Source organism: Paenibacillus sp. Soil750 (assembly GCF_001428045.1).
Classification (GTDB): Bacteria; Bacillota; Bacilli; order Paenibacillales; family NBRC-103111; genus Paenibacillus_E; species Paenibacillus_E allorhizoplanae.
Map to the genome: position 1 here is coordinate 1 of NZ_LMSD01000022.1, position 22,957 is coordinate 22,957.

Genomic DNA, 22,957 nt, shown 5'->3' on the forward strand with positions numbered 1-22,957 from the left:
TATGGAGAGGTGTCCGAGCTGGCCGAAGGAGCACGATTGGAAATCGTGTAGGCGTCACAAGCGTCTCGAGGGTTCGAATCCCTCTCTCTCCGCCACAATCTTTCTAGTAAGGCCCGTTGGTCAAGTGGTTAAGACACCTCCCTTTCACGGAGGTAACAGGGGTTCGAGTCCCCTACGGGTCACCATTTTTACTTCCCATGGAGGCTTAGCTCAGCTGGGAGAGCATCTGCCTTACAAGCAGAGGGTCGGCGGTTCGATCCCGTCAGCCTCCATCACTTTTCCTTATGAAAGACTTGATTTAATAGGAAACGTGACTTATACTTAATGACGCGGGGTGGAGCAGCCCGGTAGCTCGTCGGGCTCATAACCCGAAGGCCGCAGGTTCAAATCCTGCCCCCGCAACCAAATAATACATGTGGAGCTGTGGTGTAGTGGCCTAACATGCCTGCCTGTCACGCAGGAGACCGCGGGTTCGAATCCCGTCAGCTCCGCCATTATTATTACACAATTTAGTTAGGCTTTGTAGCTCAGTCGGTAGAGCAGAGGACTGAAAATCCTCGTGTCGGCGGTTCGATTCCGTCCAAAGCCACCATTTAAAAATTTAATAAGCCGTTGTAGCTCAACTGGTAGAGCAACTGACTTGTAATCAGTAGGTTGGGGGTTCAAGTCCTCTCGACGGCACCATTGCTTTGTGGAGGCTTAGTGAAGTGGCTAAACACGGCAGACTGTAAATCTGCTCTCTTCGAGTTCGGTGGTTCGAATCCATCAGCCTCCATTTTCTTTATGTAGGGGCATAGTTTAAGGGTAGAACAAAGGTCTCCAAAACCTTTGGTGTGGGTTCAATTCCTGCTGCCCCTGCCAAAAATGCAAGAAACTTAATATTGTGGCGGTCGTGGCGAAGGGGTTAACGCACCGGTTTGTGGATCCGGCATTCGCGGGTTCAAGTCCCGTCGTCCGCCCATTATTACCAAAGCAACATAATGGGGATTAGCCAAGCGGTAAGGCAACGGACTTTGACTCCGTCATGCCAAGGTTCAAATCCTTGATCCCCAGTTTTATATGCGGAAGTGGCTCAGCGGTAGAGCATCGCCTTGCCAAGGCGAGGGTCGCGGGTTCGATCCCCGTCTTCCGCTCCATTATTACTAAGGCGCCATAGCCAAGTGGTAAGGCAGAGCTCTGCAAAAGCTTTACCCCCAGTTCGAATCTGGGTGGCGCCTCCACAAAATTTATAAGCCGGAGTGGCGGAATCGGCAGACGCACAGGACTTAAAATCCTGCGGTAGGTGACTACCGTACCAGTTCAAGTCTGGTCTTCGGCACCATTGTTTTACAAGTTTATGCCGGCATGGCGGAATGGCAGACGCGCTCGACTCAAAATCGAGTCCGAAAGGGTGGAGGTTCGAGTCCTCTTGCCGGTATAACGAACAAAGAAAGTCTATGAAATCATTTGATTTCATGGGCTTTTTTTTGTTCACTTTTGGAACGGAAGAGATATCAAAGTACTTCGTACACATTGTATCTAAAATGCTATGTATATGTGTTTTACAGATAGTAAAATAAGAAGGGAACGCTTACAATGGAAGTTCATTCCCAAATACAACATATGAGGCGGGGACCCTTTGAATATTGTGAATTCGGTAAGGTTTAAGATTTTTATTGGGTTTGTGCTAGTGGTTGCTCCCTTGGTCTTGTTTCTGATTTTTAATAATGTGTATTCCATGAATGTGGTGAGGGATCAAATTTCTCAAAACTATAATAAACTCCTGCAGCAGTATGTGGAGGATACGGATAATACACTCAAAGAATTCGATAATTATTTGTTTCATCTCTACAGTGATCCTGATGTGATTAATATGAACTTGTACCCCTTGGAATCGGATGATTATGTACTAGCGAAGCAGCGCTTATTCAATAAGTTAACTCGTCAGCTGGATATATACAATTTGGTTAATACGTTTTTCGTCTTTTCGAATACGACGGGGGATCTACTTGTATCTACAAGGGAAAATACGTATTACTATGATCGTGTTCAGACGGTGAAACAATTCATCGTTGAAAATTCGAAGAGTCGTCCAAATGACAGCTCGAATGGTAACTGGCTCATTATGAAGGCAGTGAATGGCGACCACTATTTGATGAAGATTAATAAGGATTTGGGCGCAGGGCTGTCAGGCGGCATTCTCATTAAAATGAGCAGCATGGTTGAACCGCTCAGCAAGTGGGACACAGGAGAAGGTGGAGGCACCATTGTCGTATCTCCAGATGGAACTACTTTAACAAACGCCTATTTTCCATCACAAAGATATAAGAACATAAGTGATCAAATCACAGCGAAAACTTCTGGTTTTCAAATTGTCAAAGATAAGGAGCTTGATCAGCAGTTTTTGATTGTGCGGGAAGCCTCCTCACATGCAGATTTGGAATTTGAGCTCATCATTGCCGAGAAAAATATGCTGCAGAATTTGCCATATTTGCAGCTGTTGATTTACTTTTTACCATTGGGTGGAGCGTTTGTGCTTGGGATTTATTTGTTGTATGTGCAGCGCATCTTATTCAAGCCATTGATGCAATTAATACGTGGTATGAGGAAAATTGCCCAAGGGGAATTGTCAGTCAGGTTGCATGAAGGCAGCTCGACTGAATTTGCTTTTCTGATAGCTACTTTTAACAACATGGTGGATCAGATTGAGAATCTGAAGATTTCGGTCTATGAGGAGAAGATCCGCGTACAGCAGGCGGAATTTAAGCATTTGCAAGTTCAAATTAATCCTCACTTCTATATGAACAGTTTAAATATCATTTATAACCTCGCGGCGTTAAAAGATACGAAATCCGTACAGAAGATGTCACTGCATCTTGCCGATTATTTTCGTTTTATTATGCGTACGAATCGGACAACGATGACACTGAAGGATGAGATCGATCATATTCGCAATTATTTGGAGATTCAAGTCATGAGATATCCGGACAATTTGACATTTGACCTCCAATTACCAGAGACCTACAGCCAATACGCTATACCTCCGCTTATTGTACAGCCATTTGTAGAAAATGCAGTGATTCATGGGTTTACGAAGCAGTACGGTACGTATGTCATTCAAGTGAAAGCGGAGCAAGATCAAGAAGCGCCCGAGGAGTTCTTTCTCTTGTCGATAAGCGACAACGGGGATGGTTTTCAGCCAGAAATGCTGCAGCAATTAAATTCAGCTCAGTATTTGGACCAATCGGGCGATGAGCACCTTGGGATTTGGAATGTACGGCATCGGTTGCAAATGAATTATGGGAACAGAGTTGCGCTGAGATTTCTGAATAAGCCGGAGAGAGGGGCCTTGGTTCAAATTAGGCTGCCGCTTCACACCCCCATTGTGGAAGGGACGGAGAAGGATGTTTAATTTATTGGTTGTGGACGACGAGAAGATCGCGGTAAAAGGAATCACTGTGGGGATCGATTGGGAGACGTTTCCGATTGGTCAGATTTTTGAAGCACTGGATGTGAATGAAGCGAAGCAGGTGCTATCTCAGAATCGAATCGACATCATGATTTCGGACATCGAAATGCCGGGTAGTAATGGCTTGCAGCTGCAGGAGTGGGTACGTACGCATTCACCACAAACGGAGACGATTTTCTTAACGGGTCATGCGAATTTCGAATATGCGCAGCAGGCTGTTCGCTTAGGGAGCTTTGACTACGTCTTGAAGCCAGTGGATCACGATCGGCTGCAAGACATTGTGAAGCTCGCCATTGAGAAGATTAAAGAAGATCAGGAACAGACTGATTTTCATGAAACATATAAGATGTATTACAGTCACTGGGTTAGTGAGCTGCCGACGTTGGTTGAGAAGTTTTGGCAGGAGCTGTTGAGCGGGAAAATACCTGCGAATGAGGAGCGGTTGACTCGCAATTTCCAGATGTATGAAATCCCATTGGACATGACGAGTAGGATCTTACCCATCCTCATAAGTGTGGAGCACTGGAAGGAAGAGTTGAATGCAAGAGATGAAGAGATTATGGAGTACGCGATTCGAAAAGCTGCTGCTGAAATCATTGTTGTGGAGCAGGCTGGCTGCGTGATTCAAGAGAATGGTTCATCTTTAGTTCTCCTGTATGTAGAGGAAGGAAGCGAACTATCGCTAACTGACATCAAAGCGAAGTGCGAGGCTTATATTAGTGCTTGTCACCGTTATTTTCAGTGCAGCTTGTCCTGCTATGTAGGCGAGGAAACGCCTTTACTTAAGCTAACGGCGAAGGTAGCGGACCTGTTTCAAAATGAGCGGAACAATGTGACAAAAAGTAACTGTGTGCTTTTGGACAATGAAACAGATCAGCCTCTTATGAACAAGCCGCAGGCGCCAACCTTTTCCGATTGGATTGTGTTATTGGAGTCTGGAAAGAAGGCAGAACTGGTGGCTCGCATTCAGGAGAATATTGATCGTCTGCAGAAGACTGATGACGTGGGTTCCGAAACGGTGGAGGCCTTCTATTATGGAATGTTGCATGTGGTGTATCATGTTTTGCATAAAAAAGGATTAGCCGTACATGATATGCTCCCTCATCAAGAGCTACAAGACTACACCAGTGCGACGCGTTCATTAAATCAACTGAGGAATTGGGCGGTTCGAACCGCTACCGTTAGCTGTGACTACATGAATAGCCATCTGAAAGGCGTCTCAGCGGTTACAGCGAAGGTATGCCAATACATTGACGACCATATGGAGGAAGAGCTTAGCAGAGAGGAATTGGCGGCTTCTGTGTTTCTCAATCCGGCCTATTTATCGCGTTTATTTAAAAAAGAAACGGGGCTTTCCATTTCGGAGTACAGTCTCAAGGTTCGGATGGAGAAAGCGATGAAGCTGCTTGCGGAAACCAACGATAAGATCAGCTATGTAGCGGAGCAAACGGGTTATTCACACTTTTCCTTTTTCGCGAAAATGTTCAAGAAGTATTCAGGACTTTCCCCACAAGAGTATCGTAAAAACTTCCAGGGGTGATGAGGTTCTGAGGCATGGAATCAGGGGTTAGAACAACTCAAGATGAAATGGCCAAAAGCTGCCCGGGAATGGGTAGCTTTTTGTGCTTTCCAGGGAGAGATGGCAGGCGAATCAAGGTTTAGACGAATGTCACAGAAGTGCTTATTCGGTCACTACGCAGATAGAGATTTATTTCCAAACAATTTACAATGAACCTATAAGAGAGAGGATATAAGCGGATTGAATGGAAAGGGGAGCAAAATTAAAGATGAACAATACGCCAAATACGGCAGCTCAGGCAGCCCCTATACGTACTACGAAACGAACTAGGGTTCAATCAAACTTTCTATGGACGGTTCGCAAATACTGGATCTTCTATGTGATGATGGCACCAGCAGCACTGCTGCTCATCATTAACAACTACATTCCAATGGCGGGCGTTCTGATTGCTTTTAAAAATGTGAATTACACAAAAGGGATTTTAGGAAGTCCATGGGTGGGTTTCGATAATTTCAAGTATTTGTTCTCTAGTGAGGTTGCGTGGGTCATTACTCGAAATACGATCTCGTATAATCTGGTTTTCATCGTATTGAATTTGGTAATCGCCGTTGCAATGGCTATTATGTTTAATGAGATGCGTAGTAAATTTCTATCGAAGTTTCATCAAAGCACGATGTTTCTGCCCTTCTTTCTCTCGATGGTATGTGTAGCATATCTAGTATACGCTTTCTTGGGCGCTGAGCATGGTTTCGTGAATACCGTGCTTCTGCCTAAATTAGGCATAGAGCCGATTGACTGGTATACAGAGCCGAAATATTGGACGGTCATTCTACCGATTGTGAACACATGGAAAAACCTTGGGTACTATACAGTCATTTATATGGCAGCCATTATAGGGATTGATCATGAGTATTATGAAGCGGCTTTAATCGATGGAGCGAATAAATGGCAGCAAGTAAAACGCATCACGATCCCACTGATCATGCCGGTCATGATTACGATGACACTTCTTCAAGTAGGTAGAATTTTCTATGCTGACTTTGGCCTATTCTTCCAAGTAACGAAAAATGCAGGCGCTTTATTTCCGACAACACAAGTTATTGATACCTATGTGTATCAAACGTTCCTGACGATGGGGGATATCGGAATGTCATCTGCAGCAGGCTTGTACCAAGCCGTTGTGGGCTTCCTACTTGTTCTAGTTACGAATTTATTTGTAAGAAAAGTAAGCAAAGAGAACGCACTATTTTAAGAAGGAGTGGCTGTCATGAGTGAAGCAATTTCAGTACGTAAACAACGGATAGCCAGAAAACGAGGACCAAATGAATTAACGCCTACAGCGAATTTGTTGGTTAACGTGTTCTTCTGGATTTATACCGCAGCTTGTATAATGCCTCTGGTATTGGTAATCATCGTATCCTTTTCAGATGAAAAGGGAGTTCTCATACATGGCTACAATTTCATACCTGAAGCTTGGAGTTTGGAAGCGTATAAGTTCATGTTCAAGGATTGGCATCAAATCTTGCGCTCCTTCGGGATCTCAGTCTTTCTAGCAACGGTAGGAACAGCAATTAGTTTAGTGATGATGTCACTTTATGCGTATCCGATCTCGCGAAGTGATTTTCCACATAGAAGTTTCTTCTCCTTCTTCATGTTTTTCACGATGTTATTCAATGGTGGGCTCGTTCCATGGTATCTTGTCTATACCCAGATGCTGGATTTGAAAAATACGATCGCAGCACTAATGCTGCCCTTGTTGGTCTCCGCCTTCTTCGTCCTATTGCTTCGGACATTCTTTGCGAATTCGATTCCGATGCCTTTAATCGAAGCAGCGAAAATTGATGGAGCCGGTGAGGTTCGGATTTTCAGTCAAATCATTATTCCACTCTCTTTACCGGTATTGGCTTCGGTTGGTTTGTTTCAGGTGCTGAACTATTGGAATGACTGGTTCCTGAGTCTGGTGTTCATTTCTGGCAGCAAAAACATCAATCTGCAGTTCATGATGTACAAAACCATGCTGGATATTCAGTTTTTAACCTCGAATGTGCAAGCGAGTCAAGGTTTATCCCAAGCAGGGGGCATGCTACAACTACCAACGGAAACAGTCCGTATGGCGATGGCCGTACTCGGAATAGGACCGATCGTGTTCGCGTATCCATTCTTCCAGAAGTATTTTAAGAAAGGCCTGACGGTTGGTGCAATAAAAGGATAGTTTAACACGGCTTGTACCAGTGTAGACTGGTTTAGCATATATGAAGAATTGAGATAAAGGGAGGCAATCCATCAATGAAAGCTTTGAAAAAAAGCACTCTTGCACTTCTTACCCTAACGTTTTCGTTATCACTCACCTTGGCGGGCTGTTCGAAGAGCACACCAGAGCCTGCTGCAAGTGCTACAGCAGCACCAGCAACAAGTACAGCGCCTGCTGCGACGAAAGCAGCTACAACGGATTTGAAGCCTTATGAAGTGAAACTAGTCTACCCTGGAACACCACAACCGGATCAAGCTAAAGTAGAAGACGCTATGAACAAGGTTTTGAAAGAAAAAATCAACGCAACGATCAAATTAATGCCAATCGACTGGGGCCAATGGGATAATAAAACGAACTTAATGATTGCTTCCCGTGAAGAGTTCGATATCCTTTTCACAGCACAATGGAATGGTCACGCTGTCAATGTGGGTAAAGGCGCCTTGATGCCGCTTAATGATTTGATTGGGCAATATGGAAAGGGTATTACGGATTCCTTGGATCCAGCGTTCTTGCAAGGAGCTAAAATCAACGGTAAAAACTATGGTGTCCCAACGAATAAAGAACTTGCAGCTTCCGGTGGGGTTGTGTATCGTGCGGATATCGCCAAAGAATTAGGCATTGATATGACAGCTGTGAAGACGATGGCAGACCTGGCTAATGTACTGAAAACAGTCAAAGAGAAAAAGCCAGAAATGACAGCTTTCTTCCTTCGCGACGGGGATAACTTGAATGCGCACTATTTGGCACAGTATGACTATCTGGGTGACAGCACAATTCCAGGTGTTATTATGAAAGATGGCACAGATACAAAAGTGATTCCGAAATGGGATCAACCGCGTTATAAGGAAATTTTGAAATTAACACGTGATTTTATGCAAAAAGGCTATATCAATAAAGATGCAGCTACAACGCAATTGTCGGGTCAAGATGCTTTGAAATCCGGGAATGTATTCATGATTACATCTTCTTTGAAACCAGGTAAAGATAGTGAACTGGCAAATGCAACGAACTTGGTAGGTAAACTTGGCCAAATCGAGTTGACACCACGTACAATTTCCACCGGCGACACAGCAGGTTCCATGTTAGGTATTTCCGTAACGTCCAAGGATCCAGCTCGTACGATGATGGTGATTAACCTCTTGCACACGGATAAACAATTAAACAATCTCATCAACTTTGGTATCGAAGGTACGCACTACACGAAAGTGTCGGAAAACATTATTAAAGCAACAGATGCAGGCAAAAATTATGCACCAGGTGCTGCATGGCAGTTCGGTAACCAATTCTTGAACTATTTGTACGATAATGAAGATCCACAGAAATGGGATAAATTCAAAGAGTTCAATAAATCAGGCAAAAAATCACCAGGTCTAGGCTTTACGTTCGACTCTGAGCCTGTTAAAACCCAAGTGGCTGCAGCAGTTAACGTAGGCAAAGAATTCGATGCAGCGATGGATACAGGTTCTGTGGATATGGATGCTTCCTTGCCGAAATATCAAGATAAAATGAAAGCAGCAGGCATTGATAAAATCATAGCTGAAAAGCAAAAGCAATTGGATGCGTTCTTAGCAGCTTCGAAGAAATAAGAGGTTCTATGTAGAAGGAGCCAGACTCAGCAATGAGTCTTGGCTCCTTTTGATTGCAGACATCTATGACTAATTACCAAACAAAAGTCATTGTTACGATAACAAGCAGAACGAACAGAACAAGAACAACTGCAGCGGACGACGTACCACCATAACCTGCACAAGAACCAGCACCTACAGCAACACCCATTTATGTCACCCCCCATCTCTAGGAATGCTCTTCCGCAGAAGCGAATGAGAGACAATACTATCCTATGGAGAGATGTCACGATTTGCTTGGGTGTTTCGCCTAAATCTATAGGGATAATCACGACTTTTAGGCAAGAGCCTGTTTTTGTTAAAAGATGGCGAGAAGTTGAACAAGTGGCAGTAGCCTTCCATATGGTAGAAAAAGAACGTAATGCCATTGCGGAGGTGTAAGGGCTATCGATTACTTGGATATGTTAGCGAAGCTCGGGATAGGAAATGCACATCCCGGGGGATTTGGAGAAACCATTGAGCAACTGAAGAAATATCCGATCGACATAGGGAAAAAGGTGTTGGAAGTTGGCTGCGGAACAGGTAGAACAGCCTGTTATTTGGCAGAGCAGGGCTGCGATGTCACTGCCATCGATATACGTCCGGAGATGATTAATAAAGCCAAGATCAGAGCGGAGAAGCAGGGGACCCAGGTGAAATTCTTGATTGGTGATGTTTGTCAGCTGCCATTCGATGCAAATTCTTTCGATGTCGTGATGGTGGAATCTGTTACGAACTTCGCAGACGCTCAGAAAGCTGTATCGGAGTACTATCGGGTATTAAAACCAGAAGGAAAGCTATATGACCGAGAAGTGATTAAAGTAAAAGATATGACAACAGGCATTCATAGGGCGCTATGCAGTTTCTATGGGGTGAGTAAGATCTATAAGCTGGAAGAGTGGCAAGAGCTGCTGGAGAGCAATAACTTCGCTACCGTCACTTCGACAGGCATCCATCCCTTCCCATTGACGATGTTCGAAGATCAGGTTCAGCATCCAGATCCTGTTCATTTATCTGACCGACAATCCTTCATGGATCCCCGTGTATGGCAAATCACAGCTCGGTATGATGAGCTTGTCAGCAAGTATCATCCTTATATGGGTTACACCCTAATGATAGGCTCCAAGGACTAAGGATACACTAAGAAGCAGGATAATGATTCCTTCATGGCGAAGCATATGAGAAAGATTATCATTGGAGGCTGCTTCTTTTGAATGTAGACGTTATTACAGAACGAATTTCGAACCGAAAAGCCAAGGAAGTTTACGAGCTGATTACACGGCAAACGACGGTTTCGAAAATAGATTTATTAGACCAAAGCGGTATGACGGTCTCGACGTTAACGCGACTTCTAGAGGAGTTAACGAGTCAGGGACTCATCTTGGAATCAGGCTTTGGTGCATCTACGGGCGGGCGTAGGCCGATTTTATATGAGAAGAATCCGGCCTATGCTTATATATTTGGTTTGGAAATCTCGAGAACCCTGTCCAAGCTGGTACTTGTAGATCTAGGGATGAACAAGCTGGAAACGAAGAGCTGGGCGATGACAGAAGTTATGACTCCAGGAGTACTGCTTCCCCTTATTGTCAAGGAAGCGAAGCGTATGATAACTCACCATGGCATCGAAACTTCGCAGGTGTTGGGTATAGGAATTGGAGCAGTGGGACCGGTAGACCGAGTAGCCGGAGTTATTTTGGAGCCGTCATATTTCCCGGCAAGTGGCTGGAGACATGTGGACATATGCAGGTGGTTAACTGGAGAGCTCCAAGTCCCTGCATTGCTGGACAATGGCGCGAACACAGCGATTCTGGCGGAATCCTGGCATCAACGGACCCGGAGCTTCAAGCATCTCCTTTATATTCACGCTGGCGTAGGCTTACGTTCCTCGATGGTGTCAGAAGGCAAGGTTATCTATGGGGCGGTCGATATGGAAGGCTCTGTGGGGCAAATGATCATTCAAACCGATGGTGTTGCCCATCGCAACCAAGCTGGCAATTATGGCGCTTTGGAATCTTATGCATCGCTATATGCGATAGAGAAAGCTGCGAAATCTGCCTTGAAACAAGGGAAATCTACCGTGTTAGTACATATGGTTGAGGATCCAGAGCAGGTTACTTACCAGCATATTATGGAGGCACTCAAAAAAAATGATCCCCTAGCCGTGGAGATCGTGACGGAGGCTGCGACCTATTTCGGGATCGGCCTGGCGAATTTATTAAATATTTTGCACCCGGAGAAAGTGATCATCGGGGGGCCGTTGATAACAGGCGGGGAATTGTTCTTCCAGACAGCAACGAAGGTTGCGATTCGCAAGACTTATTATTACCCCGCCTATCAGGTTGTTTTCAGCAAAGGACAGCTTGGTGATGAAGCATTAGCCATAGGAGCTGCCGTGATGGTTATGAATCAGCTGGTTAAAGCTTAGCTTCTTTAGGAAGGCGAGCGGTAGTCCATTGATTTAAGCGAAGCTTCCTTCAGAAAGGCAAGAACTAGATCATTGAAGGCTTCCGGTTTCTCCATTGGTGTTAAGTGGGAAGCAGAAGGAATGACGTGAAAGTTAGCGCCTGGAATCTGATCGGCCATAGACTTCATAACATCTGGCGGCGCGATTGCATCCTGTTCGCCTGCGATGACGAGGGTTGGCACAGTGATGGTAGGCAGGAGATCAACCGAGTCCGCGCGGTAGGCCATCGCGATGCTGGCGTGGACAAGTCCTTCGGCTGGCATGCTGTCCATGATCACCTTGAGGGAATCGATCAGCTGCGGCTGCTCTTGATGTGTGGCTTCAGTCACAAGTTTAGGCAGCATGGCATCTCGAGCGGCCGCGGCTCCCTTGTCATACAAAGAGACAGCCATATTCAGGCGATTTTTCCGTCCTTCTTGGCCATCTGGCTCGGGGCGTGTATTGGCTAGAATCAACGCTGAGAAGCGTTCAGGTGCAAGACGAAGTAGAGCAAAAGCGACATAGCCACCCATGGAGAAGCCTCCGAGGGTGGCTTTTTCTATACGTAATTCATCCATAAGAGCAAGAATATCTTGCGCATACTGCGTGAGAGACATTGGCGTAACTGGCAAATCGGATTGACCCATGCCACGGAAATCAGGTGCAAGTACGCGGTAGTTTGCTGACAATGTCTCCATTTGTGATTGCCACATCCGATGATCCAAGGGAAAGCCATGAAGTAGGATAACAGGAGTTCCTTGACCCTGATCTTGAACGAATAATTCGGTACCATTTACGTGTTTTTTCATTGTTTTTCACCCTCCAAGGACCTGTTTTTAAGAAAAATAGCGAAAAAGTTATGTCTTCATACTTTCATTATGGTTAACTCATACTTACTTAACATTTCATTGCTATTCTCTGATTATACCTTTAGTACTTAACCAAGAACAGGCAAAATGAAACATTTATATTTACGAAATGGGGTTTATTGAAATGACTAAAAAACCATGGTCCACTCAAGAGCTGGACAAACTAATTCGCCTTTCCTCGGAGTGTCCGCCAGTTATCATTGCTAGAGAATTATCACGTCCTGTTACATCTGTCCGCAAAAAAATGCGTGAAATGGGTGTTAGCTATGTATCGGGTGAGCAATGGAAAAAAAGTCAAATTCAATACCTCATTTCGGATGAAGGCACTTCCTACAAAAACAAACATAAATTAACGCAAGAATCGAATGAAGATGGATTTGAATCGCCAGTGCTAGATGAGTTCTGGACAACCCTTGTGAAAATGGCTCGTGTAGCTAAAAAGAGGGGGAAACGGGTCGATGTCCTATCGTTTATCGATACATACCGCAAGATTCGTATTGGAGGCTAATTACAAGAATTTAAAATGATAAAGGTGAAATCCGTTGCGACGCGATTTGACCTTTTTCTTTTTGTACGGATGCGTTGTCGGTGGGGGATGTTGGTGGATTGTTCGTGGATTGAGGGCTAAGGTCGCAGATGACGCTGATAAATTTATCCAATTGTAAGCTAATTTTAAGGTTTATACGTTATGATAGACGTAAAACAATCGTGTACGTATTTCGTGAAGGATGTGGCCGAAGGTGGAGTCAAAAAGAGGCTGGCTGAAGCAATCGTTTGGAAAGCGTTTAAATGCTCTGCATAGCTGGAATGCTTGGATTGTGGTGCTTCTGACGGTGACAGGGATAGTGCTCAGTATTGGTGCGATCCGCGGAGACCTTGGTGCATTTCGTGTGACGCTGAAGCAGCTCCACATTTATTTGGGATTAGCCTCTGTGCTGCTCATGGTTCTGTACGCGCCAATGATCCGCAAGCATTGGCGCCAGATTCGCGCGCGCCGCAACCAACGCGCGAATTTGGTGTTCGTGCTCGCGCTCCTGATCGGCTGGGCTGCATCAGGCGTGATCCTGTGGCAGTTCCGGCACATGCCACCAGGATTGAACAACGCGGCACTCCTCGTGCATGACCTGCTCACCTGGGTCGGAGTGCCGTATGCCGTGTACCACGCCATCTCGCGCAGCCGATGGCTCAAGCGCCAACAGCGGCTCGAACAAGCCGCTGCCAGCAGGCCGCCTGCCGCCGCGAGCGTCGCAGCGGCAGACATAGCCCCGGTGGCGTCCGAAGACGCCACTGCAGGGCGCACAGCAGCGCAGGCGGTCATCGCCGCGCTGAAGGAATCACCGATCACACGCGCCTCCTTCCTGCGACTCGTCGCAGGGGTGCTGCTCGTGATCGCGGTCGGCCCTGCCTTTTATCGCTGGATAAAAGGCGCCTTCGACACCGGCGGGTCGTCGACCGCCGAGTATGTGGCTAACGACGGCAACCGCATGTTGCCGCCGCCAGCGCCATTGCCGGACTCCGCCGCTGTTGTTGGCGGAGGGGCCAAAGGGAATTTCCGCATCTACACGGTGACGGAAATTCCAACGTTCTCCTCGGACACCTGGAAATTTGCAATTTCAGGTCTCGTGGATAAGCCCAATGCGTGGAACTGGGAACAGTTCCTGCAGATGAAACGCACGGTTCAAGTGAGTGACTTTCACTGTGTGACGGGATGGTCCGTATACCAATGTACATGGGAAGGCATTCCACTGAAGCAGCTGTTAGCGGTGGCAGGTGTTCAAACATCAGCAAAATTTGTGAAATTTTATTCAGGCGATAAAGTATATACGGATGCACTGTCCTTGAGTCAGGCAAACGGAGATGATATCATGGTCGCCGTATTGATGGACGGTAAGCCGATTCCACAGCAACTAGGTGGGCCAGTGCGACTGATTGTGCCTCAGATGTACGCCTATAAATCAGTGAAATGGCTGCAAGGCATTGAGTTAATCGAGAAAGAGCACATGGGGTATTGGGAAGTACGTGGCTATGATAACGATGCTTGCGTAGGCAAATCAAATGCCTAACAGAGGTTCAGAGCTGTTGAAGCGGGCACTGACTTTTCGCTGAAAATTTGGTATAGTAAGGGCAAAGAATCCTGTTCGGAATGAGGGGCATTTGTCATGCAAATTACATCTATCAATGTGGGGTTACCCCAGACTATAACTTATCAAGGCAAAGAGCTGACCACGGGGATTTATAAGACGCCGGTCAGCTCCTCTTTGTTTGTATCGAAGGTGCAGATTGACGGAGATGGGCAGGCTGATCTAACGGTTCATGGTGGTGTTGATAAAGCCATCTGCGTGTATCCAGAAGAACACTATGCCTACTGGGAAAACTTGCGGGGCCATACATTGGACGCTGCTACCTTTGGTGAAAATCTGACGATTCGCGGCTTGCAGGAGCATGAGGTTTGTATTGGTGATCAATTTGCCATTGACGAGGTTATCGTGCAGGTCTCACAGCCTAGGCAGCCCTGTCATAAGCTAGCAAAGCGCATGGATTGGCCAGAAGCAACGCTACACGTTCAGGAAACGGGATATACAGGCTATTATTTTCGTGTGCTGAAAGAGGGTTACATTGCACCGGATTCCAAGATGAAACTCATCGCTAGAGATGAAGCGGGTGTGACAGTTACGTTCGCCAATCAGATTAAGTATCACGATAAGTTCAATATCGATGCGATCAAAAGAGTGCTTTCTGTAGATAGCCTTTCGGCTAGCTGGAAGCAGTCGTTTAGGAAACGATTGGCGGAGCTCGAGGCATGATGACGGGGGTTATACTTGCAGGGGGCTTGAATCGCCGCATGGGTGGGAAACACAAAGCGCTTCTACCTGTGCAAGGCGAAACTATTCTCTTAAGGCAACTGAAAGAAATGTCCCGGGGATGCGAGCAAATTATTGTAGTGACCAATGACATTGAAACTCTTCAGCCGTTACTGGTTGGGGTTAAGGATATTGACGTACAATGTGTGAGTGACCATTATATCCAAAAGGGTCCGTTAAGCGGCATTCACGCTGCCCTGAAAGTCGCAAGCGCATCTCATGTATGGGTTGTTGGGTGTGATATGCCTTTTATTTCTGCAGATGCAGCTAAGGTGATGGCAGAACTGTGCCGCGAGTCTAATGTGGATGCGGTTATACCCGAGATTGAGGGTCGTCTGCATCCCCTGCATGGGATCTATGTAAGAGAAGTTGGGCCTGAAACCGAACTGCTGCTTGGGCAACAAAACTACCGATTGATGGGCCTGCTGGAGCATTTGGATTGGCAGTCTGTGGATGAGCATTATTTGGTTCAACGTGGTCTTCGAACGAATTTCGTTACCAATATTAATACCCCAGAAGAATATGAGTGCATGTTAGAAAATCTACCATTATAATTCATTTTTCTAGATAAAATGCTTAATAATCTAGGATTTTGTTAGAAAATATGCCATAATGGACAGAGAGAGAAGGTGAACTCCGATGCCAAAGCTGCTGTTGGATCGTTTTGGACGGATGCATGATTACCTGCGCATCTCAGTGACAGATCGTTGTAATTTGCGTTGTGTATATTGTATGCCGGAAGACGGAATGGAATTTGAACCGGATGAGAAGCTGTTAACTTTTGATGAAATAACCGAGATTGTTCGTGTATTAGCTGGACTTGGCGTTCGCAAATTGCGTTTAACCGGGGGAGAGCCGCTAGTTCGTAAAAACCTAGAGCAGTTAATCGGCAGGTTATCACAGATTCCCGGTATTGAAGATATAGCATTGACTACGAATGGGATTTACTTTGCGTCACGGGCTGAGAAGCTTCGTGCAGCAGGGCTAACTCGTGTAAATATTAGTTTGGATTCCTTGCGGGCAGATCGGTTCTCATTAATCACCCGTGGTGGTGATATTCGTCGCGTGCTAGCTTCCATTGAAGAAGCATATCGTGTAGGGATTACACCGATTAAGCTGAATGTGGTGCTGATGAAAGGCATTAATGATGACGAGATTGCTGATTTCTTACAAATGACGATTGATCGACCGATTCAGGTTCGTTTTATTGAATATATGCCTATCGGTCATCAAGATGAGGATTGGAAAAAGCGTTATTTATCCCTTACAACGGTTCTCGATCGCTGCAAGGAAATGGGTTGGGAAGCAACAGCTTCGAACGCGGTTTATGGCAACGGCCCAGCACAGAACTTTCGCATTGAAGGTGCATTAGGCTCATTCGGGCTCATACATCCAATTAGCGATCACTTCTGTGAAACCTGCAACAGGTTGCGGCTAACGGCAGATGGCAATATTAAGCCTTGCTTATACTGGTCGGACGAATTTAATGTGCGAAAATATATTGGGGATGATGCTGCGGTGGAAGATTTGTTCTTCCGAGCGCTGGATATTAAGCCACAAAATCACGAGATGGCACAGGCTTTGATGAATGAAGAGCAGTCGCATACACCAACTATTCGTCGAATGTCACAAATCGGTGGTTAGCTAACGGGCACAGGGAGGCATGGGAAGCAAGTGAGCAGCGAAATGAAACTTAGGTTTGGCCGTAAAGTGATCTCGGTCGATGAGGCACGAGCCGCACTTTACGAATACGTTAAACCCACAGAGACGGAGACTGTTTCGCTTCCGACGTCTTTCGGCAGAATGTTAGCAAAGGATATTTATGCGGGTCATGCGGTGCCACATTTTCGTAGATCAGGCGTGGATGGGTATGCGGTGCGTTCCCAGGATATCGCTGCAGCGACTCCGGACAATCCGATTGTGTTAGATGTGATTGAGCGAATTCCAAGTGGTACTATACCTAAGTGTACGGTTCGAGCAGGGAAGGCTGCCCGTATCATGACGGGAGCCCCTGTTCCAGATGGTGCGGACACGGTTGTGATGCTGGAAATGACGGATTCCTTGCAGGATGAGTTGCTGTCATCATTGGGTGCCAAGGTGAAGATTAAGAAAAATGTGCAAACAGCAAGTAATATTACGCCGATCGCTGGTGAAGTTACTCTTGGGGAGTTAGTGATCTCGCAGGGTACTCGGATTGGTCCAGGAGAAGCCGCGATATTAGCGACGTTCGGTTTCTCGATGGTTGAGGTGTACCGAAGGCCAAGAGTGGCTATTTTCTCAACTGGCTCAGAGCTCTTACAAGTCGAACAGGAGCTGCAACCAGGGAAAATACGTAACAGTAACAGTTACATGTTAGCTGCTCAAGTGGAAGCAAACGGGGGAGCAGCCCTCATCATGCCAGCACTCTCGGATGATCCTGGGCAAGTGGAAGCCGCGCTTGAAGCTATACTGCCTGATGTCGATCTTATTCTGACTTCTGGCGGCGTCTCTGTTGGTGACTATGATGTGCTCGTCGATGTATTCGGTCGGTTCGATGGGAAGCTATTGTTTAATAAGGTAGCGATGCGGCCAGGAACTCCAACGAGTGCTGCGTTATGGAAAGGCAAGCTGCTCATGGCGCTGTCTGGTAATCCTGGCGCTTCGTTCGTAGGCTTTGAGTTATTCGCTAAGCCGATTATTAGGTCAATGCTAGGGAGCCAGCGTCCCGAGTCGGAAGAGTTAACAGCCTTCTTGGATGTTCCCTACGATAAACCCTCCGCTTATCCACGTTATATACGAGGGACAACCCGAGTGGAAGCAGGGTGTTTATGGGTAAGACCCGCTGGTATTGATAAATCTAGCATTATGGTGTCGATCAAAGATGCGGATTGCTTAATTTGGCTGCCAGCCGGGGGGCAGGGCTATCAGCGTGGTGATAGCGTGAAGGTGTATACAACGCGATGATTTTAATGAACTTATCCTTTTATATGTGAAATTCTTGGATGCAAAATGTTATGAAGAACATCAATAACTTATATCTTCACAAGTTTGACGCTAACAAGTAACCGTCTGTCAGGAGGGGAAGCTGTGGCGTCTTTTTTTTGTATGAATTTAAAGTTGGCTGCGGTGGAAGAGAGGGGGATTGTGCATGAAGGAAACACATCTCATGAGTGTTGGACTCGACATCGGAACCTGTACAACGAAGCTTGTTGTAAGTCGACTTACGCTGGCGGAACGCGGTTCATCATACACCATTTCACGAGATGAAATCACGGAGAGAAAGCTTTTGTACGCGAGTCCGATTTATCGCACACCGCTGCTTGATCCTATCACGTTAGATGCAGCTCAGCTCACGGAATTTCTTGAAGCGGAGCTTGCTACTGCAGGTGTAGCTCTTGCTGATATTGGCAGCGGAGCCGTCATCATGACGGGCGAAACCGCAACGAAAACGAACGCAGAAGCTCTTTTGCATAGACTAGCAGAACAAGCAGGTGCTTTCGTTGTGGCAACAGCGGGGAGTGATTTGGAAGCGATTATGGCCGGTAAAGGTTCAGGGGCCGCTGGGCGTTCGCTTACGCTGCATAATACAGTAGCGAACATGGATATTGGGGGCGGTACAGCAAATGTGGCTTGGTTTCGGAACGGAATACCGATTGCGACGGTAACTTTTCATATGGGGGGAAGTGTCATTCGATTGCAAGCTGATGGAACGGTGACTTATGTGTCCTCAGCCATTCAGCGTTGGCTGGATGAGCAGGGCATGTTAATGGTGCCAGATCAGATCGTTGGCATCCATGAGCTTCGAGAGCTGACACGTCGCATGGCACGAGATATAGGGCAGTTTGTAGCTGGCAGTCCTGATAAGGCAGGAGCTGAGCTTCTGCTTCTAGGCCAGTGTCCCAACCAGCTCCCGCATGCAGATGAATGGATGCTGTCTGGGGGAATTGCAGAGCTGCTGTCACGTCCAGCAATTATGGAACTAGCGGAGGTCACAACCTATGCCGATATCGGTCCCTTACTCGCACAAGTCATTCAGGAGACGTGGACGGAGCTTGGCTTACAGTTGGTGAAGGCAGGGCACATGCAGCGGGCCACGGTCATAGGAGCGGGTTTGCAGAGTGTGGAGCTCAGCGGATCGACCATTCATGTCGACGCAGATACGCTGCCCATACGTAATGTACCGATTGTTACGCTCCACTTACAACAGGAACCAGTTAGGCTGGCTACTGCTTTAAAGGATCTGTTACAACAAGCAAGTCAGCTCTACGGAACATCGAATCAGACGCCTTTTGGGATTGCACTTACTACAGAACATGAGCAGTTCTATACCTATAAACACTTGCAAGTGCTTGCGAGCCAATTGATTCCTCAGTTGACTTCCTATTTTACACATCAACACACGATAGTCATGCTTTGCGATCAAGATATGGCGAAAGCACTGGGCTAGTTACTCTCACTCGGATGCCAAGGTAGCCCTCGCATTGTCTGCATCGATGGCATTTCGTTGAATTTCGGTGATTATATTGATCTTGGCGAACGGATTGGGAATCGAACGATTCCAGTAATCGTAAAAACACTGCTTTTTCCAAATGAGACTTCTGAGGTGCGTCTATGAAATTGAAAACGTCGATGAAAGGCCATGTCTACGAATTTGGGAGCTTGAAAGAAGTGTTCGGTAAGGCAAATGAGGAGCGCTCTGGTGATGACTTGGCAGGTGTTAGTGCCTCTCATCTCAAGGAAAGAATTGCAGCAAAGGCTGTACTTGCAGATCTTCTCCTTACTGAGATTCGAAATAATCCCCTTTTGCCTGCTGAAGAAGATGAGGTATCGCGGTTGATTGAGGAAAGTATAGATGAAACTGTCTATGCGTCTATTAGCCATTGGTCAGTTGCGGAGCTGCGCGAATACATCCTGCGGACGGAAACAAAGGGTGTTGAGCTGCTCCGAATATCAAAGGGACTCACGAGCGAGATGATTGCTGCTGTTGCCAAAATCATGACGAATCTGGATCTTATTCAAGCCGCATCGCGTATTGAAGTGCGGACAAGGTGTAATACGGAGATCGGACATAGAGGTACATTGAGCAGCCGAGCGCAGCCCAATCATCCGACCGATTCCTTGGAGGGCATGAAAGCTTCGCTATACGAGGCACTGAGCTATGGGATTGGGGATGCGGTTATTGGGATAAATCCGGTAACGGACCATCCGCAGACGACCAAAGCGCTGCTAGAAGCTGCGAAGGAAGTCATGGAGACGTGGCGCATCCCAACGCAGAACTGTGTCTTAGCCCATGTGACGACACAGATGGAAGCGATCAAGCAGGGGGCAAGGGCTGATCTTATATTCCAGAGCTTGGCGGGTACGGAGAAAGGCAATCGCGCTTTTGGCATTCATAACGCGCTTCTGGATGAAGCGGATGCCTTGATTCATAGCATGGGCAGTGCAACGGGGCCGAATCGGTGGTATTTTGAAACGGGGCAGGGTTCGGAGCTATCTTCAGAAGCGCATCATGGCATAGACCAAGTGACGTTGGAAGCGAGATGCTATGGTTTAGCTAGAATCTACAAGCCTTTTCTGGTTAACACGGTGGTAGGCTTTATCGGTCCAGAGTACTTGTACAATAGTAAGCAAGTTATACGCGCAGGCCTTGAGGATCATTTTATGGGCAAAATGCATGGTCTTCCGATGGGGGTTGATGTGTGCTATACCAATCATATGAATGCCGATCAAAATGATATGGATTCCTTAGCGGTCATGCTGGCTTCTGCTCATGTGAACTTCCTTATTGGAGTACCTATGGCGGATGACTGCATGCTCAATTATCAATCACTCAGCTACCACGATATTGCTACTTTACGCGAGTTGTTTGGACGCACGCCAGCACCTGAATTTCGAGATTGGCTGCAGGACATAGGACTATGGTTGAACGGTACGCTAAGTCCTTTAGCTGGTGATCCTAGGCTATTCTGGCGAGGAGGTGGGAAGCGTGGATGAATTCGCTCGGATGAAAGCACTAACTCCGGCACGCATTGGCGTTTCTAGATCAGGCACACGTCCCTTAACAAGCGAGTTACTTACTTTTCGATGGGACCATGCTAGCAGCGTGGATGCCGTGCAAAGTGAGGTGAGTTCTGCTCTCTTAGCGGAAATGGGGTGGCTCATCGCCGATTCTCGTGCAGAAACAAAGGATATGTATTTGAAACGTCCACAGCTCGGGAGAGTATTGAAACCGGACAGCATGCAGGAGCTGCTTGCGAAATGTCAACAAGGACGGCAGGTGCAAATCGTGGTATCCGATGGATTAAGCGCAAATAGTATCGAAGCGAATATGCGTGACTTGTATCCTGCCCTGCTGGATTCCTTACGACTGCGAGGCCTATCGGCGGGAACGACGATTTATGTCAATAGAGGAAGGGTCGGCTGTATGGATGCCATCGGAGATCTACTGAATCCGGAATGTCTTGTGCTGCTTATCGGCGAGCGACCTGGTCTTGTGACAGCTGAGTCGTTAAGTGCGTACATGTGTTACAAGCCAAGAACGGGAAGAACGGATTCGGATCGGATGGTTATTTCGAACATTCATCGCGGTGGAACGCCTGCCATGGAAGCGGGTGCGTATATTGGGGGAATACTTGAAGAAATTTTGAAGCAGCGAACGAGTGGTATTGATTTTAAATGAAAAAAGCCCGCCTGCTAAAGCTTCGGAATGAGAAGCTTCAGCAGGCGGGGCTATTTTCTCAGGTGGGAGATAGTACTAGTAGAAAGTAGCAAGAATGATGACCAACAACACATAAAGAACAAGAACTAGCCCTACGGAACTTCCGTATCCTGGCGTTCCACCAACTACAGCTGACATAGTATCCCCTCCGGTTTTGAAGTAATGTGGGTTAAACACTATACAGCATATGTAGGTGGGAACCCTGTTGATTGGACATATGCCCTTATTCGATGGAACATTCACCTACAAAAAAAGCTGCACATGAGTAAGTTCTCACGGCAGCTTTCTTCTGATTTAGTTGGGGATTTGATACACTTTAATCTTCTGAAAGCCAAAGCTTTGTAACGATTTCCTTGAGCCTGGAATAAAGATGTCCATTCGATTTCCTTTAATAGCTCCACCAGTATCGGTTGCATAGACGTACATTCCGCCTTTAGGAAGCCCGCTAAACGAATAACCTTCAATATAAAGCTTCGTGCCAAGTGGAATGACGGAAGGATCAACAGCTACTGTGCCGATCGCTAGAGGGTTGCCCATGTAATCAATGGCTCCATACCCGCCATTTTCAGAAGGATCTGCCGAATAAGCTGTAGATTCAAATACTTGATAATCAGGTGCATGTTTCTCGCCATCTTTACTTAAGATAGCTAGATTACTGCTTGCATCCCACTGCACAGGTACGCCTGCAGCCGTGGAAAGGAAGCGAAGAGGCACATATACACGTCCATTTTGATACTGTGAAGCTCCGTCCAAGATGACCGTTGTATCATCAATGTTAGCTTCTTTTTGCCCTGAAACCAAGGTAATCGTATGATTGTCGTTATTTAGTGTGACCTTAATCTGATTGCCATCTTTCTGCCAATTCACCGTATATCCGAGCTTCTCCGTTACAAATCGAAGCGGGACTTGGGTCGTGTGGTTGCCATCCAGAAATGGCTGTGCATCAGGAAAATGGATCAGGTCATCATTGACTTGCACTTTCACGGCCATTTCAGCAGCTTGCGCAGGTGCTGTAAATGGGGAAAGAAAGCCTCCTGCCAAAACTGTTAGTGAAACAGCAAGGCTAGTTAACCCTTTAGTAAGCTTATTCAATTGGTAATCCTCCTTCATGAGCCTTCGAGGTTAGTTGACGGGTTCGGGAAGAAGGTTCTCCCTAGTCTGCTCCAAGCCGAAGCAAATATTCACCCCAAGTATTTCGTCCCCCGTACTAGTGCCTAATTTACGCACCAGACTCGGCTTCAAACATTTTAGCATCACTGGCATGC

The 22,957-nt window shown here is 46.5% G+C and carries 19 protein-coding genes, 15 tRNA genes, 1 pseudogene and 1 riboswitch; of the genes and pseudogenes, 31 read left to right on the forward strand and 4 right to left on the reverse strand.

What is annotated here, in order from left to right; all coding sequences use genetic code 11:
- The first annotated feature begins 3 nt into the window (after positions 1–3).
- The 20 genes from ASL11_RS20260 (at position 4) to ASL11_RS20355 (ending at position 8,804) form a co-directional block, all read left to right on the forward strand.
- Positions 4–95: transfer RNA gene (locus ASL11_RS20260), tRNA-Ser, on the forward strand.
- A gap of 15 nt (positions 96–110) precedes the next feature.
- Positions 111–185, forward strand: a tRNA-Glu gene (locus ASL11_RS20265).
- 14 nt (positions 186–199) lie between these two features.
- A tRNA-Val gene (locus ASL11_RS20270) sits at positions 200–272 on the forward strand.
- A gap of 56 nt (positions 273–328) precedes the next feature.
- A tRNA-Met gene (locus ASL11_RS20275) sits at positions 329–405 on the forward strand.
- Between the two features lie 12 nt (positions 406–417).
- Positions 418–494, forward strand: a tRNA-Asp gene (locus tag ASL11_RS20280).
- 22 nt (positions 495–516) lie between these two features.
- Positions 517–592, forward strand: a tRNA-Phe gene (locus tag ASL11_RS20285).
- Positions 593–608: 16 nt separating this feature from the next.
- Positions 609–684, forward strand: a tRNA-Thr gene (locus ASL11_RS20290).
- Positions 685–693: 9 nt separating this feature from the next.
- Positions 694–775 (forward strand) — tRNA-Tyr (locus tag ASL11_RS20295).
- A gap of 12 nt (positions 776–787) precedes the next feature.
- A tRNA-Trp gene (locus ASL11_RS20300) sits at positions 788–861 on the forward strand.
- A 25-nt stretch (positions 862–886) separates the two neighbouring features.
- Positions 887–959, forward strand: a tRNA-His gene (locus tag ASL11_RS20305).
- 22 nt (positions 960–981) lie between these two features.
- A tRNA-Gln gene (locus ASL11_RS20310) sits at positions 982–1,053 on the forward strand.
- Between the two features lie 8 nt (positions 1,054–1,061).
- Positions 1,062–1,136: transfer RNA gene (locus ASL11_RS20315), tRNA-Gly, on the forward strand.
- Positions 1,137–1,146: 10 nt separating this feature from the next.
- A tRNA-Cys gene (locus ASL11_RS20320) sits at positions 1,147–1,220 on the forward strand.
- A 12-nt stretch (positions 1,221–1,232) separates the two neighbouring features.
- Positions 1,233–1,321 (forward strand) — tRNA-Leu (locus ASL11_RS20325).
- Positions 1,322–1,338: 17 nt separating this feature from the next.
- Positions 1,339–1,417 (forward strand) — tRNA-Leu (locus ASL11_RS20330).
- A 210-nt stretch (positions 1,418–1,627) separates the two neighbouring features.
- Complete coding sequence (locus ASL11_RS20335) at positions 1,628–3,391, forward strand: cache domain-containing sensor histidine kinase (RefSeq protein ID WP_235550523.1); 1,764 nt, start codon at positions 1,628–1,630, stop codon at positions 3,389–3,391.
- Entirely contained in the window at positions 3,384–4,988 is a 1,605-nt protein-coding gene (locus ASL11_RS20340; RefSeq protein WP_056618814.1) for a response regulator transcription factor, read from the forward strand. The genes ASL11_RS20335 and ASL11_RS20340 overlap by 8 nt, the downstream gene beginning before the upstream one ends.
- Positions 4,989–5,235: 247 nt before the next feature.
- A complete protein-coding gene (locus ASL11_RS20345) occupies positions 5,236–6,219 on the forward strand; it encodes an ABC transporter permease (protein ID WP_056618817.1) in 984 nt (327 codons plus the stop codon).
- A 15-nt stretch (positions 6,220–6,234) separates the two neighbouring features.
- Complete coding sequence (locus tag ASL11_RS20350) at positions 6,235–7,179, forward strand: carbohydrate ABC transporter permease (RefSeq protein ID WP_056618820.1); 945 nt, start codon at positions 6,235–6,237, stop codon at positions 7,177–7,179.
- Positions 7,180–7,253: 74 nt separating this feature from the next.
- Positions 7,254–8,804: an ABC transporter substrate-binding protein gene (locus tag ASL11_RS20355; protein WP_056618822.1), complete on the forward strand. Its 1,551-nt coding sequence runs from the start codon at positions 7,254–7,256 to the stop codon at positions 8,802–8,804.
- Between the two features lie 73 nt (positions 8,805–8,877).
- On the opposite strand, the gene ASL11_RS36575 is transcribed toward ASL11_RS20355, so the two are convergent.
- On the reverse strand, positions 8,878–8,994 hold the full coding sequence (locus tag ASL11_RS36575) for an MYXO-CTERM sorting domain-containing protein (protein WP_157256982.1): 117 nt from the start codon (positions 8,992–8,994) through the stop codon (positions 8,878–8,880).
- A 250-nt stretch (positions 8,995–9,244) separates the two neighbouring features.
- On the opposite strand from ASL11_RS36575, the gene ASL11_RS20360 reads away from it, so the two are divergent.
- Together ASL11_RS20360 and ASL11_RS20365 are read left to right on the forward strand one after the other, a co-directional pair.
- A complete protein-coding gene (locus ASL11_RS20360) occupies positions 9,245–9,955 on the forward strand; it encodes a class I SAM-dependent methyltransferase (protein ID WP_056618824.1) in 711 nt (236 codons plus the stop codon).
- A gap of 77 nt (positions 9,956–10,032) precedes the next feature.
- Positions 10,033–11,247 (forward strand): ROK family protein, encoded by a 1,215-nt coding sequence (locus ASL11_RS20365; protein WP_235550520.1) that lies wholly within the window; start codon positions 10,033–10,035, stop codon positions 11,245–11,247.
- A 5-nt stretch (positions 11,248–11,252) separates the two neighbouring features.
- On the opposite strand, the gene ASL11_RS20370 is transcribed toward ASL11_RS20365, so the two are convergent.
- Entirely contained in the window at positions 11,253–12,074 is an 822-nt protein-coding gene (locus ASL11_RS20370) for an alpha/beta fold hydrolase (RefSeq protein WP_056618832.1), read from the reverse strand.
- Positions 12,075–12,258: 184 nt separating this feature from the next.
- Between ASL11_RS20370 and ASL11_RS20375 the strand changes: the two genes are divergently transcribed.
- The 9 genes and pseudogenes from ASL11_RS20375 (at position 12,259) to eutC (ending at position 21,653) form a co-directional block, all read left to right on the forward strand.
- The gene (locus tag ASL11_RS20375; RefSeq protein ID WP_056618835.1) at positions 12,259–12,642 is read left to right on the forward strand and encodes a hypothetical protein; all 384 of its coding nucleotides are present in this window, start codon (positions 12,259–12,261) and stop codon (positions 12,640–12,642) included.
- 760 nt (positions 12,643–13,402) lie between these two features.
- A complete protein-coding gene (locus ASL11_RS38005; protein ID WP_327205107.1) occupies positions 13,403–14,197 on the forward strand; it encodes a molybdopterin-dependent oxidoreductase in 795 nt (264 codons plus the stop codon).
- A 96-nt stretch (positions 14,198–14,293) separates the two neighbouring features.
- On the forward strand, positions 14,294–14,938 hold the full coding sequence (locus tag ASL11_RS20385) for an MOSC domain-containing protein (protein ID WP_056618840.1): 645 nt from the start codon (positions 14,294–14,296) through the stop codon (positions 14,936–14,938).
- Entirely contained in the window at positions 14,935–15,549 is a 615-nt protein-coding gene (gene mobA, locus ASL11_RS20390; protein ID WP_056618842.1) for a molybdenum cofactor guanylyltransferase, read from the forward strand. Before ASL11_RS20385 ends, mobA begins: the two co-directional genes overlap by 4 nt.
- An 85-nt stretch (positions 15,550–15,634) precedes the next feature.
- Positions 15,635–16,639 (forward strand): GTP 3',8-cyclase MoaA, encoded by a 1,005-nt coding sequence (gene moaA, locus ASL11_RS20395; RefSeq protein WP_056618844.1) that lies wholly within the window; start codon positions 15,635–15,637, stop codon positions 16,637–16,639.
- A 30-nt stretch (positions 16,640–16,669) separates the two neighbouring features.
- Positions 16,670–17,938 carry a molybdopterin molybdotransferase MoeA gene (locus tag ASL11_RS20400; protein ID WP_235550521.1) on the forward strand — a complete coding sequence of 423 codons (1,269 nt, stop codon included), beginning with the start codon at positions 16,670–16,672 and terminating at the stop codon, positions 17,936–17,938.
- A gap of 202 nt (positions 17,939–18,140) precedes the next feature.
- Positions 18,141–19,589: pseudogene (locus ASL11_RS20405) on the forward strand (ethanolamine ammonia-lyase reactivating factor EutA).
- Positions 19,586–20,968, forward strand: coding sequence for an ethanolamine ammonia-lyase subunit EutB (locus ASL11_RS20410; protein ID WP_056618850.1), 1,383 nt, complete (start codon positions 19,586–19,588; stop codon positions 20,966–20,968). Before ASL11_RS20405 ends, ASL11_RS20410 begins: the two are co-directional and overlap by 4 nt.
- Complete coding sequence (gene eutC, locus ASL11_RS20415) at positions 20,961–21,653, forward strand: ethanolamine ammonia-lyase subunit EutC (RefSeq protein WP_235550522.1); 693 nt, start codon at positions 20,961–20,963, stop codon at positions 21,651–21,653. Before ASL11_RS20410 ends, eutC begins: the two co-directional genes overlap by 8 nt.
- 75 nt (positions 21,654–21,728) lie before the next feature.
- Here eutC and ASL11_RS37205 read toward each other — a convergent pair whose 3' ends face one another.
- Both ASL11_RS37205 and ASL11_RS38010 read right to left on the reverse strand, forming a co-directional pair.
- Positions 21,729–21,830 (reverse strand): sporulation protein YjcZ, encoded by a 102-nt coding sequence (locus ASL11_RS37205; protein ID WP_200962459.1) that lies wholly within the window; start codon positions 21,828–21,830, stop codon positions 21,729–21,731.
- Positions 21,831–21,986: 156 nt separating this feature from the next.
- Positions 21,987–22,784 carry a stalk domain-containing protein gene (locus tag ASL11_RS38010; protein WP_056618861.1) on the reverse strand — a complete coding sequence of 266 codons (798 nt, stop codon included), beginning with the start codon at positions 22,782–22,784 and terminating at the stop codon, positions 21,987–21,989.
- 4 nt (positions 22,785–22,788) lie between these two features.
- Positions 22,789–22,940, reverse strand: a riboswitch (cyclic di-AMP (ydaO/yuaA leader).
- Positions 22,941–22,957: the final 17 nt, after the last annotated feature.

Coding starts and splice junctions, on each gene's coding strand:
- ASL11_RS20340 (WP_056618814.1), top strand. CDS start 3,384: ATGTTTAATTTATTGGTTGTGGACGACGAGAAGATCGCGGTAAAAGGA.
- ASL11_RS20345 (WP_056618817.1), top strand. CDS start 5,236: ATGAACAATACGCCAAATACGGCAGCTCAGGCAGCCCCTATACGTACT.
- ASL11_RS20350 (WP_056618820.1), top strand. CDS start 6,235: ATGAGTGAAGCAATTTCAGTACGTAAACAACGGATAGCCAGAAAACGA.
- ASL11_RS20355 (WP_056618822.1), top strand. CDS start 7,254: ATGAAAGCTTTGAAAAAAAGCACTCTTGCACTTCTTACCCTAACGTTT.
- ASL11_RS36575 (WP_157256982.1), bottom strand. CDS start 8,994: ATGGGTGTTGCTGTAGGTGCTGGTTCTTGTGCAGGTTATGGTGGTACG.
- ASL11_RS20360 (WP_056618824.1), top strand. CDS start 9,245: ATGTTAGCGAAGCTCGGGATAGGAAATGCACATCCCGGGGGATTTGGA.
- ASL11_RS20370 (WP_056618832.1), bottom strand. CDS start 12,074: ATGAAAAAACACGTAAATGGTACCGAATTATTCGTTCAAGATCAGGGT.
- ASL11_RS20375 (WP_056618835.1), top strand. CDS start 12,259: ATGACTAAAAAACCATGGTCCACTCAAGAGCTGGACAAACTAATTCGC.
- ASL11_RS20385 (WP_056618840.1), top strand. CDS start 14,294: ATGCAAATTACATCTATCAATGTGGGGTTACCCCAGACTATAACTTAT.
- mobA (WP_056618842.1), top strand. CDS start 14,935: ATGATGACGGGGGTTATACTTGCAGGGGGCTTGAATCGCCGCATGGGT.
- moaA (WP_056618844.1), top strand. CDS start 15,635: ATGCCAAAGCTGCTGTTGGATCGTTTTGGACGGATGCATGATTACCTG.
- ASL11_RS20410 (WP_056618850.1), top strand. CDS start 19,586: ATGAAATTGAAAACGTCGATGAAAGGCCATGTCTACGAATTTGGGAGC.
- ASL11_RS37205 (WP_200962459.1), bottom strand. CDS start 21,830: ATGTCAGCTGTAGTTGGTGGAACGCCAGGATACGGAAGTTCCGTAGGG.